Here is an 11,436-nt window from a genome sequence, read left to right as displayed (position 1 = left end):
ATATGCGCGGCGTCGCTGCAGGCCGTCGCGAGAACATAATTCGTGGGAGCGGAGCCAGCCGGTAGGACCGGCAACGGCGGAACTGCAGTGTGGGGGATCGAGCGCTGCAGGGCGCTCTCCCCCACCGGAGCCCTTCGGCCCTGAGGATCTGCGAGCTGCCCCTAGTCGCCAGCCGTCACCCCAGCGCAAGCTGGGGTCTCGGGCCGCATGCGCGACGCCTGTGCCGTGCCTGCCGCACGAGATGTCAGCCTGCGCTGGCATGACGAAAAGAGGGCATCGAGTGGGCAGAAGCTGTTCCGCGAGCTGACACGCGCTGGCTGTGCCATTCTTCTCGTTGGCGCAGCCCGCCCGGCCCCGCTTCCAGCCGCCGGTGCGCGCCACTACAAGCGCCGCATGACCATCCGTCTCGACACCGTCGACGCCCCCACCCCCGAAGATCGCGAAGCCGTGATCGCCCCGCTGCGGGACTATAACGAGCGCATGGCCGGCCCCGCCCACACGCAGCCGCTCGCGATCCTGCTGCGCGACTCGAACGGGCAACCGGTCGGCGGGTTGTGGGGACGCAGCGGCTACGACTGGCTGTTTGTCGAATATCTCGCGATACCCGATTCGCTACGCGGCCACGGTTTCGGCGCGGCCCTGATGGCGGAGGCGGAGCGCGTCGCGCAGGCGCGCGGCTGCTGCGGGATCTGGCTGGACACCTTCGCCTTTCAGGCGCGCGGCTTCTACGAAAAGCTGGGCTTCACCGTCTTCGGCACGCTGGAGGACCACCCCCGCGGCAGCCGGCGGTTCTTCTTGAGCAAGCGCTTTTAAGGCGCTGCGGTCCGTCGCCCGCCAGTTCCTCCGTCACCCCAGCGAAGGCTGGGGTCTCGGGCCGCGTAGGGCGCCCCTGCGGCACGAGATGCCAGCCTGCGCTGGCATGACGGTTGCTCGGGAGGAAACGCCGCTACCCCAGCACCCGCCCCGCCACCGCATCCAGCCGCGCGAGCAGCGCCGGATCGCGCGTGCCGGGCGCCGTCAGCAGCGCGGTGTCGAGGCAGGTGTCGATCGGCGACGCCGGCCGCGCCTCCGGCAGCGCCGCCACCAGATGCTGCACCAGCGCCCGCGCCTTTTCCGCGTTGGCGCCGAGCTGCGCGACGATCTCCGCCGTGTCCACCGCCTCCCCTTCGCGCCAGCAGTCATAGTCGGTGACCATGCCGACCAGCGCGTAGGGAAGCTCCGCCTCGCGCGCGAGCTTGGCTTCCGGCATCGCCGTCATGCCGATGACGTCGCAGCCCCAACTGCGGTAGAGCCGGCTCTCCGCACGGGTCGAGAACTGCGGCCCCTCCATCGCCAAATAGGTGCCGGTCGGCGACACGTCGGCCCCCGCCGCACGCGCGGCGTCCACGGCAAGCGCCGACAGCCGCGGACACACCGGGTCGGCCATCGACACATGCGCCACCAGCCCCGGCCCGAAGAAGCTCGACGGCCGCCCACGCGTGCGGTCGATGAACTGGTCGACCACGGTGAAGCTGCCCGGCGGCCGATCCTCGATCAGCGATCCGACCGACGAGATCGCCAGTACGTCGGTGACGCCCAGCCGCTTGAGCGCGTCGATGTTCGCGCGCGCGTTGAGGTCGGACGGCGGGATGCGGTGCCCGCGGCCGTGGCGGGGCAGGAACACGACCCGCACATGCCCCATCCGCTCGACGTAGCAGGCGTCGGACGGTGGGCCCCACGGCGTCTCCACCGTCTCCCACCGCCCGTCCTCCACCCCGGCGACCCCGTACAGTCCGGAGCCGCCGATGATCCCCAGCGTCCAGCCGCTCACTTCACCACCGGCAGCTCGATGTAGGAGAGTGCCGCCGCATCGTGATGGATGCGATTGTCGGCGACGACACCCACCTTCTCGCTCTCGTTCGGCCCACCGGTGTTGAGGTTGCGGACGAACTTGGGGAAGTTGGACGAGGTCACCTCCACCCGGATGCGATGGCCGGGCAGGAAGGTGTTGCTGGTCGTCATCGGCGTCGGCTTGATCGTGTAGACCTGCCCCGGCGCCATCATCACCGGATTGTCGTAGCCGTCGCGATAGCGCGCGCGCAGGATGGTATCGCCCAGGATGTAGGCGGTGCCGTCCGGCGCCACGTCGACCAGCTTGACCGCAAAGTCGGTGTCCTTGGCGGAGGACGAGACCTTGAGCACCGCGTCGACGAAGCCGGTCACCTCCATCGGCTCGGTGAGCACGTCGCTGGTGTAGACCAGCACGTCCGCGCGGGCCTCGATCTCGCGCTGATCATAGGCGCCGGGCTGCACCAGCCCGCCGTTGCAGCAGTCGCCCCCGCCGATCGTCTGCACCGGGTTCATCGGGTCGTAGCGATAGCCGTCCGCCGGCGTTCCGGCCGCCGGCGCAGTCAGCGACAGCTTGCCGTCGCCGTAAAGGCTGTTCGCATGGCCGTTGCTGGTGAGGTACATGCGTACCGGCTGCGCCTCGCGCGGCGGCCACTGCGCGCCCTTCTGCCACTTGTTGGCGCCCATCGTGTAATATTGGACGTGCGGGGTGGAGGCCGGGAAGCCGCTGCGGTCGCCCTTCAGCCAGCGGTCGAACCACCCGAAGATCGTGCCGTCGACATCGAAGCTGGTGTCGCCCATCTGCCGCTCGCCGACCACCATGTCCGGGCCGAGCTTGGCGAACTGGCAGTGCGGGTTGGGGCCGACGACGACATATTGGTTCGCCGCCGCTTCCGGATCGCCCTTGGTCTGGCGGGCGTGGTTGAACAGCTCCAGGTTCGGCCCGATCGACACGTCGTACCAGCTGTCGAACCACAAAGCGGGCACGCCCCAGCCCATATCGTCGTGGTACAGCCCTCCCTCGCGCCATGCCGGGTCGGCCGGCGTGCGGTGGATGAGCTTCTCGAACGTCGCCGGCGGTTCGCCCAGATCGGACAGCATCTCGTCGACCGGCAGGTGCTGAATCTGCTGGACCCAATCGACCTTGGGCTTGGTCGCGTCGAGATCGTTGTAGCCCGCGATGCGCGCGCGTACCTTGGGGTCGAGGTTGGCGGGCAGCTGCGCGCGCAGCGGGTTGTCGACGCCGTAGAGCCACACGAAGAACAGGTTGCGCGGCACGCCGCCGGTGTACCAGTTGCCCTGTTCCTGGAAGCGGCCGACCTTGCCGATGCCGGCGCCGGACGCCATCGGCACCATCGCCGCATGCGCCGGATGGTTCTGCGCGGCCAATGCGAGCTGCCATTCGGCCGAGGAGGAGCAGCCGAGCGTGCCGACCTTGCCGTTGGACCAGGGCTGTTTGGCGATCCAGCTAAGCGCGTCATAGCCGTCGGTCTGCGGCTTCCCCAGGATCTCGTAGGTGCCTTCGGAGAAATAGCGGCCGCGCTCGTTCTGGACGAGGAACGCATAGCCGCGCTTCACCGCCTCGACGGCATAGCGCAGCGTCGAGCCGCGCAGGTTATGCTCGTTGTACGGCGTCTTCCACAGGATGGTGGGGAGCGGCCCCTTGGCATCGCGCGGGCGGTAGATGTTGGTCGACAGACCGACGCCGTCGCGCATCGGCACCAGCACCGCCGTCTCCGACACGCCGGTCTCGGCGAGCTCGGCCTTCAGCCCGGCTTCGCTGTAGCGGCTATAGTCCTGCGCCGAGAGCGGCGTGGCGAGCAGCGCCACCGCCGCGGTAAAGGAAATCAATCGCATACGCCCTCCTGTCGTCCCGACCGACGTGTCGGGCGCAGGAGGGGGCAAGTCAATCGCGAGCCGGCGGCCGGACGCCGTCGCCGGCGCCCGGCCCAAGGCGTCAGGCGGCGTTGAACACGCCGCAGGCGAAGCGGCCGCCGCTGTTGCCCGACGGATCGGTCATCAGGTCGTCGGCGCCGGCATGGACCACGAACGCCGATCCATCGGCATCGAGCAGCCCTTCGAAGGTTCCGCTCGGCAGGGTGAACTCGATCGATCCGGTGCCGTCGGTGCCGACCAGCAGGTTGGGCATGTCGCCGGCATGCGGCCCGGCCGGGTTCTTGCTGCCGTGCTGCATGCTGGTCGGGTTCCAGTGGCCGCCCGCGGTGGTGAAGTCGGGCGCGTCGCAGCGGCCGGTGGTGTGGACGTGGACGCCGTGCGGCCCCTGGGGAACGCCGTTGACGGTCAGCGCGATGCGGACGCCGCCGGGCACCTCGGTCGCGGTCGCGGTGCCGACCGAGGCGTTGGTCGCGGTGCGCAGGTTGGCGGTGGCGACACGATCGCTCTGCGAGGTGCCGGCCATGTCGGCGGGTGCGGTCTGCGTGCAGGCGGCCATCAAACCGGTCGCGGCGAGCAGGGCCAGGTGCGTCTTCATCGTCGTCTCCCCATGTTGATACCCGGGTGAATGGCCGACCTGCGCGAGGGTTCCGCTCAGTCGGGCATCGGCCCGGTGATGAGCAGCGGATCGAGCCGCCGCCCCTTCCACATCATGCCCCAGTGGAGGTGCGGCCCGGTCGCGCGCCCGGTGCTTCCGACCGCGCCGATCACCTGCCCCTGGCGGACATGCTCGCCCGGCTTCACGTCGATCCGCGACAGGTGGAGGAACGCGCTGTTCAGCCCCATGCCGTGGTCGAGCATCAGCAGATTGCCCTCCAGCGTGAAGGGCGAAGCGGCCGCCAGGATCACGACGCCGTCGGCCGGCGCCTTCACCGGCGCCCCGGTCGGCTTCGCCACGTCGACGCCCGAATGATAGCTGCCGGGCTCGCCGGCATAGATGCGCTGCGATCCGAACCGGCCCGAGATGCGCCCGGTCGCCGGCCACTGGAAGCGCTGCGACCAGCCTTGCGCGCCGGTGTCGAGCTTGCGCGCGGCGACGATCTGCGCGAGTTCGGGCGGGCGGCGGCGCTGGAACTCGGCGCTCGGCTGGCTGACCTTGGGGAGCGTCGGCAGCCGCTCGATCTGCCAGGCGCGGGGCGCGACGGCGAACGTCTCGACCTGCTCGTGCCCGTCGGCGAAGCGCGCGACCAGCCGCGCGCTGGGCCCGGCATCGCGATCGAACGCGATCAGGAAGCGGCGATCGGGCGAAAGCGCGACGGCCTCACTCTCGAAGGTCAGCGCGGTGACGCCCGCGGGCGCGGTGCCGACCAGCATCCCGCCCTGGATACGCTGCCCTTCGTAGCGGAACGCCTCCGGCGCTGCCGGCCGCACCGGTGCCGCCGCGGCGGGTGCCGCCGGCGCGGGCGCCGTCTGGACCGGCGCGGGGCCTACCGCACCGGCCGGCACCACCGTACATCCCGTCAGCGCGAGCAGCCCCGCGCCGAGCGCCGCGTCCAGCCTCACGCCGGGCGCATCGCCGCGGTGGCGGCCTGGGCGGTCGCATAGGCTTCCTGCCGCTCCGCGCTCCAGTAGCGGAGCTCGTCGAGCGGGATCGTCTCGCCGGTGCCCGCGCACAGCACATGGTCGCCCGGCGACAGGACGCGGAACCCGCCCGACAGATAATGGAGGCGCGCCAGGCGCGAGGTGTTCGACATCAGCATGCGATCTTCCAAAAGACGTTCAGAGCAGGCTCGGCTGCTCGGGTGCGTCGCCAGGATAGGGTTTGCCCCCGGCGCGCTCAACCCGCGCGTCCACCACGCCGTCGCGGAAGTGGAGCTTCAGGCCCCCCGCCGCCCGCGCGGCCGCAGCCGAATCGATCGTCTTGCCCGTCCCGCGCGCCTCGACGCGGACGTAACCGCGCTTGAGGAGGTTGTCGGGATTGACGCTCTCCAGCAGCCGCCCGGCCGCCTCCAGCCGCTGCCGCCCGCGGTCGAGCCGCTGCGCCAGCATCGCCGGGCGCAGCACCGCCGACTGGCGGTCGAGCGTCCGCCGCGCCTGCCCCAGCCGCCGCTCCAGCCCCAGCCCCAGCCGCTGGCCGAGATCGTCGACCCGCTGGCGCTGCGGCCCGAGCAGTGCGTCGCGCCGCGGCAGCACCCGCACCAGCGCCGCCAGCCGCTCGGCCCCGCGCCCGTGATAGCGACGCGCGCAGCGCTCGGTGCGCATCGCGTGGCTCTGGACAGTGTGGCGCAGGTCGGCGAGCACCGGCACCGCCAGCTCGGCCGCCGCGGTGGGGGTCGGCGCGCGCAGGTCTGCAGCATGGTCGCACAGCGTCGTGTCGGTCTCGTGTCCCACGGCCGAGATCACCGGGATCGAGCAGTCGGCGACGGCGCGCACCACCGCTTCCTCGTTGAACGCCCACAGATCCTCGATCGAGCCGCCGCCGCGCGCGACGATCAGCAGGTCGGGACGCGGCACCGGCCCGCCGGGCTCCAGCGCGTCGAAGCCGCGCACCGCATTGGCGACCTGCTGCGCCGCGCCCTCGCCCTGCACCTGCACCGGCCAGACGATGACGTGGCTGGGGCAGCGGTCCTCCAGCCGGTGAAGGATGTCGCGAATCACCGCGCCCGTCGGCGACGTCACGACGCCGATCACGCGCGGCAGGAACGGCAGCGGCTGCTTGCGGTCGGCATCGAACAGCCCCTCGGCGCCGAGCTGCGCCTTCAGTTTTTCGAGCAGCGCCATCAGCGCGCCCTCGCCCGCCAGCTCCATCCGCTCGATCACGACCTGGTATTTGGAGCGGCCGGGATAGGTGGTGAGCTTGCCGGTCGCGACCACCTCGACGCCGTCCTGCGGCTGGAACGGTAGCGCGGACGCGGCACCGCGCCAGATCACCCCGTCGATCACCGCGCTCTCGTCCTTCAGGCACAGATAGACGTGGCCGGAGGCGGCGCGCTTGTACCCCGAAATCTCGCCGCGCAGGCGGACATGGCCGAACTCGCCCTCGACCACGCGCTTCAGCCGGCCGGCGAGTTCGCTGACGCTGACGGGTGCGGCGTTGTCGCCGGGGATGGGCTCGGCTACGAGCCGCCCCGATGAAAAGCCGGAAAAAGGATCGGGCATGAACGTCCTGCTGGTGGGCTCGGGGGGGCGCGAACACGCGCTCGCGTGGCGGCTCGCACAATCTCCGCTCCTCGATAGGCTCTATGCCGCGCCAGGCAACCCCGGCATCGCCGAACATGCCGAATGCGTCGCGATCGCCGCGACCGACCAGGCGGCGCTGCTCGCCTTCTGCCGCGAGCACGACGTGCGCTTCGTGGTGGTCGGGCCCGAGCAGCCGCTGGTCGAGGGGCTTGCCGATCGCCTGCGCGACGCCGGCATCGCCGTGTTCGGGCCGTCCGCTGCCGCCGCGCAGCTGGAAGGCTCGAAGGGCTTCACCAAGGATCTCTGCCAACGGGCCGACATCCCGACCGCGGGCTATGTCCGCGCGGCATCGCTGGAGACGGCGCGATCGGCGCTCGTAGACTTTGGGCTGCCGGTGGTCCTCAAGGCCGATGGCCTCGCCGCCGGCAAGGGCGTGACCATCGCCGGCTCGCCCGAGGAGGCCGAGGCCACTCTCGCCGCGCTGTTCGATCAGCCGGGTGCCGAGGTGGTGATCGAGGAGTTTCTGACCGGCGAGGAAGCCAGCCTGTTCGTGCTGACCGACGGCAGCAGCTACCTGCCGTTCGGATCGGCGCAGGACCACAAGCGCGTCGGCGACGGCGACGTCGGGCCGAACACCGGCGGCATGGGCGCCTACAGCCCCGCCCGCGTGCTGACGCCCGAGCTGGAGCGGCAGGCGATCGACGCCATCGTCCGCCCCACCATCGAGAAGCTGGCCGAGGAAGGCATGCCGTATAGCGGCGTGCTCTACGCCGGGCTGATGCTGACCCCGACCGGCCCCAAGCTGATCGAGTACAACGCGCGGTTCGGCGATCCCGAATGTCAGGTGCTGATGATGCGCCTGGAGAGCGACTTGCTCGAGCTGATGCTCGCGACCGCGCAGGGGCAGCTCGCCGGCCACAAGGCGCGCTTCTCCGACGATCCCGCGCTCACCGTGGTGCTCGCCGCCCGCGGCTATCCGGGCACGCCGGCGGCGGGTGGCGCGATCGCCGGCATCGACACTGCCGAAGCGCACGGCGCGCGCGTGTTCCAGGCGGGCACCCGCCGCGACGACGAGGCGCTGGTCGCCGCGGGCGGCCGCGTGCTGGCGGTCACCGCGAGCGGCGCGAGCGTGCGCGAGGCGCAGGCGGCCGCGTATCGCGCGGTGGACCGCATCGCCTTCGCCGACGGCTTCTGCCGCCGCGACATCGGCTGGCGCGAAGTCGCACGCGAGGAGAAGTAGCGAATAGCCCCCGCGCCGGAGCGCCAACGAGTCCTGGCTGGCGTCGGTGCGACGGAGGAGGACGGCCCGGCGCGAGGTTTCCGCGCGTTTCCAAGGCCCTTCGCCTTGAGCGTGGCGCCCGCGCCGCTATGCTTGCGCCCCGGCCACGGTTCGGCCGGCCGGAGGCGTTTCCATGCAAGATACCCAGCAATCCCAGCAAACCGTCGCTGGCGCGGTCGACCAGATGGTGCCGGTGACGGTCACCCATTTCGCAGTCATCGCGCTGTTCGCGGTCGTCGTGATCGTGGCGATCGTCTGGGGAATGCGGCTGCGCGCCAAGCGTCGTGCGGCCGACCGCGTGCTGGCGGAGAGCAACGCCGCCCGGCCCGAACCGACGCACACGGCGGTGGCCGATCCCGATGCCCCCGGCGAAGCGGTCGCGATCGAGCGCCGCGCGCCGGTCGAGCCGACCGATATCCCCGCCCCCGCGCCGCCGCCGGTGCAGGAGCCCCGCGCGGCAGCGGTGCCGAGCGCACCGGCCGAGCCGACGCCCGCCACCCCGCCGACGCCCGCCGCCCCGCCGGCTCCGGTGGAAGCTCCGGCGCAGCCGGCTGCGACGCCTGCCCCCACACCAAAAGCGGCACCAGCCGCGAACGATCTCACCACGCTCAAGGGACTCGGCCCGAAGGCGGCGTCGCAGCTTGCCGAACTCGGGGTCACCAGCATCGCCGACATGGCCGCGCTCTCCCCGGCGGAGGCGGACCGGATCGACGCCGCGCTCGGCACCTTCCAGGGCCGGATGGGGCGCGACCGCTGGATCGAACAGGCGCAGCTGCTCGCCGCAGGCGATCGTGCCGGCTACGAGGCGACGTTCGGCAAACTCGGCTGACGAGCGGCCCGCCGCCGCGGTTCAGACCGCGGCGGCCACCAGCAGCTTGTCGATCTTGCGACCGTCCATGTCGACGATCTCGAAGCGCCAGCCCTGCTCGGTGAAGTGCTCGCCTTCCTCCGGCAGGTGCTTGAGCACCGCCAGCGCGAGCCCGGCGACGGTCGCATAATCGCGATCCTCCGGCAGCTCGATGCCGAGCCGCTCGGCCAGCGAATCGGCTGAAAGCTGGCCGGAGACGAGCAGCGTCCCGTCCTCGCGCGCGATCACGTTGGGCGTGTCGCCCGGATCGGCATCGGAGGCGAATTCGCCGGCGATGGCCTTCAGCAGGTCGGCCGGCGTCACCAGCCCCTCGAAATGGCCGTACTCGTCGTGGACCAGCCCCATCGGCACCTCGGCAGCGCGTAGTGCGGTGAGCGCGTCCATCGCGTCGACCTGATCGGGCAGCACAGGCGCCACGTGCATCAGCCGGCGCAGATCGAGCGGCTCGCCGCGCATCGCCGCCGCGACGATGTCGCGCGCCTGCACCACGCCCACCACCCGGTCGATCGAGCCTTCGGCGACCGGCAGCCGGGTGTGGGGCGTTTCCGCAAGCGCGGCGCGCAGCTTGTCCTCATCCAGGTCGAGGTCGAGCCAATCGACGTCGGTGCGCGGCGTCATGATCTCGCGCACCGGCCGGTCGGCGAGCCGCACCACGCCGGAGATGATCGAGCGTTCGTGCTCCTCGATCACGCCCGATTTGGTCGCCTCCGCCACCAGCAGCTGGAGTTCCTCGGCAGTGACGCGGGTCTCCGTCTCGCGGTCCAGGCGCAGCAGCTTGAACACCAGCCCCGAGGTCGTGTCGAGCAGCCACACCAGCGGCGCGGTGACCTTCGACAGCCACAGCATCGGCAGCGCGACGATGGCGGCGATCGGCTCGGGCGAGCGCAGCGCGAACTGCTTCGGCACCAGCTCGCCGATCACCAGCGAGGCATAGGTGGTGAGCCCGATGACGATCGCGAAGCCGACGGTCTGCGCCGTCTCCATCGAGAGGCCGAGCCATGCCGCCAGCCGCTCACCGACCGGTCCGCCCAGGCTCGCGCCCGAATAGGCACCCGCGACGATGCCGATCAGGGTGATGCCGATCTGCACGGTGGACAGGAACTTGCCGGGATCGCTCGCCAGCCGCATCGCGGTGGCGGCGCCGCGCCCGCCACCGCGGGACAGCGCCTCCAGCCGTGCGGGTCGTGCGGACACGATCGCGAGTTCGGACATGGCGAAGACGCCGTTGAGAAGGACCAGCGCGAAAATGATCGCGACGTCGATCCACGGAAAAGGGGTGAACTGGGTCATTGTTCTGCGACCCTGCTTAGCCGCAATGCCGCGGCCGCCACAACCGCCACGACGCGACCCGCGTCGTTCGGTCATCGCCGGTTCAAATCGCTGGCGGAACAATGTCGCGCGCGCCGGTGTTCACCGGCTTGTAGAAACAACGAAAACTTCCCCACGGAGGACGATGATGCGGAGTGTGTCGAAGCTGATGCTGACCGGGGCGCTGGGCGCGATGACGCTGACCAGCGCGTGCGTGACCAACCCGGAAACCGGCCAGCGCACGATTTCGAAGACGGCACTCGGCGGCATCGGCGGCGTGCTCGGCGGCTATCTGCTGGGCGACCTGGTCGGCGGCCGCAGCGACCGTACCGAGAAGATCGTCGGCGCCGGCCTCGGCGGCCTCGCGGGCGCGGCGATCGGCAACTACATGGACCGCCAGGAGCGCGAGTTGCGCCAGCGCACCGCCGGCACCGACGTCGAAGTGGTCCGCCAGGGCGACGACCTGCTGCTCAACATGCCGTCGGGCATCACCTTCGCCTACGACAGCTCGAACGTGCAGCCGCAGTTCCAGCCGACGCTGGACCAGGTCGCCGACGTGCTGTCGCAGTACAACCAGACCTACATCGACGTGTACGGCCACACCGATTCGACCGGGTCGGACAGCTACAACCAGGCGCTGTCTGAGCGCCGTGCCTCGGCGGTCGCCGGCTACCTTTCCAGCCACGGCGTGCAGAGCGCCCGAATCGGCACCCGCGGCTTCGGCGAGACCCAGCCGATCGCCAGCAACGAGACGGATGCCGGCCGCGCCGCCAACCGCCGCGTCGAGATCAAGATCGTCCCCATCAACCAGGAGGAAGTGCGCTAAGCGCAGTTCCATCCGACGGAAGCAGCGCCCGCCGGTCCTCCGGCGGGCGCTTTGCTGTGGGCGGGATGCGGGACCGCCACTTCCCCCGTCCCGTCATGCTGACGGAGGTCAGCATCCAGACGCGCAGCGCTCGCGCTTCCTGCCGTAGCGGCAATGGATGCCCCGAGTTCACAAACGAAGTGCAACACCAGGTTGAGGTGTTGCGATGGGAACCAGGTACCGACAGCTCTCGTATGCGGAACGGTGTGCGATTGC

General features: G+C 70.8%; 11 protein-coding genes. 4 read left to right on the top strand and 7 right to left on the bottom strand.

Annotated features, from left to right (window positions below; translation table 11 throughout):
- Positions 1-207 precede the first annotated feature (207 nt).
- Positions 208-813 carry a GNAT family N-acetyltransferase gene (locus ACBY01_RS08780; protein ID WP_416460428.1) on the top strand — a complete coding sequence of 202 codons (606 nt, stop codon included), beginning with the start codon at positions 208-210 and terminating at the stop codon, positions 811-813.
- A 133-nt stretch (positions 814-946) separates the two neighbouring features.
- Here ACBY01_RS08780 and mtnP read toward each other — a convergent pair whose 3' ends face one another.
- From mtnP to xseA, 6 genes are all read right to left on the bottom strand, one after another.
- Positions 947-1,810: an S-methyl-5'-thioadenosine phosphorylase gene (gene mtnP / locus ACBY01_RS08775; protein WP_416460427.1), complete on the bottom strand. Its 864-nt coding sequence runs from the start codon at positions 1,808-1,810 to the stop codon at positions 947-949.
- Positions 1,807-3,684 carry a CocE/NonD family hydrolase gene (locus ACBY01_RS08770; RefSeq protein ID WP_416460426.1) on the bottom strand — a complete coding sequence of 626 codons (1,878 nt, stop codon included), beginning with the start codon at positions 3,682-3,684 and terminating at the stop codon, positions 1,807-1,809. Before ACBY01_RS08770 ends, mtnP begins: the two co-directional genes overlap by 4 nt.
- Before the next feature lie 100 nt (positions 3,685-3,784).
- Positions 3,785-4,318, bottom strand: a complete 534-nt coding sequence (locus ACBY01_RS08765) for a superoxide dismutase family protein (RefSeq protein ID WP_416460425.1) — start codon at positions 4,316-4,318, stop codon at positions 3,785-3,787.
- Between the two features lie 56 nt (positions 4,319-4,374).
- Complete coding sequence (locus tag ACBY01_RS08760) at positions 4,375-5,283, bottom strand: M23 family metallopeptidase (protein WP_416460424.1); 909 nt, start codon at positions 5,281-5,283, stop codon at positions 4,375-4,377.
- A complete protein-coding gene (locus tag ACBY01_RS08755; RefSeq protein WP_416460423.1) occupies positions 5,280-5,480 on the bottom strand; it encodes a DUF2093 domain-containing protein in 201 nt (66 codons plus the stop codon). Before ACBY01_RS08755 ends, ACBY01_RS08760 begins: the two co-directional genes overlap by 4 nt.
- 19 nt (positions 5,481-5,499) lie before the next feature.
- Positions 5,500-6,879: an exodeoxyribonuclease VII large subunit gene (gene xseA, locus ACBY01_RS08750; RefSeq protein WP_416460422.1), complete on the bottom strand. Its 1,380-nt coding sequence runs from the start codon at positions 6,877-6,879 to the stop codon at positions 5,500-5,502.
- Between xseA and purD the strand changes: the two genes are divergently transcribed.
- Together purD and ACBY01_RS08740 are read left to right on the top strand one after the other, a co-directional pair.
- Positions 6,878-8,140 (top strand): phosphoribosylamine--glycine ligase, encoded by a 1,263-nt coding sequence (gene purD, locus ACBY01_RS08745; protein WP_416460421.1) that lies wholly within the window; start codon positions 6,878-6,880, stop codon positions 8,138-8,140. The genes xseA and purD overlap by 2 nt on opposite strands.
- Before the next feature lie 172 nt (positions 8,141-8,312).
- Complete coding sequence (locus ACBY01_RS08740; RefSeq protein WP_416460420.1) at positions 8,313-9,008, top strand: hypothetical protein; 696 nt, start codon at positions 8,313-8,315, stop codon at positions 9,006-9,008.
- A gap of 21 nt (positions 9,009-9,029) precedes the next feature.
- On the opposite strand, the gene ACBY01_RS08735 is transcribed toward ACBY01_RS08740, so the two are convergent.
- Positions 9,030-10,337, bottom strand: coding sequence for a hemolysin family protein (locus ACBY01_RS08735; protein WP_416460419.1), 1,308 nt, complete (start codon positions 10,335-10,337; stop codon positions 9,030-9,032).
- 166 nt (positions 10,338-10,503) lie between these two features.
- On the opposite strand from ACBY01_RS08735, the gene ACBY01_RS08730 reads away from it, so the two are divergent.
- Positions 10,504-11,181: a YiaD family glycine zipper/OmpA-like lipoprotein gene (locus ACBY01_RS08730; protein ID WP_416460491.1), complete on the top strand. Its 678-nt coding sequence runs from the start codon at positions 10,504-10,506 to the stop codon at positions 11,179-11,181.
- The last annotated feature ends 255 nt before the right edge of the window (positions 11,182-11,436 follow it).

This window comes from Sphingomonas mangrovi (assembly GCF_047975845.1).
Lineage (GTDB): Bacteria > Pseudomonadota > Alphaproteobacteria > Sphingomonadales > Sphingomonadaceae > Sphingomonas.
The sequence above is the reverse complement of the archived record's forward strand: the minus strand, read 5'-3'. Positions and strand labels throughout refer to the sequence as shown.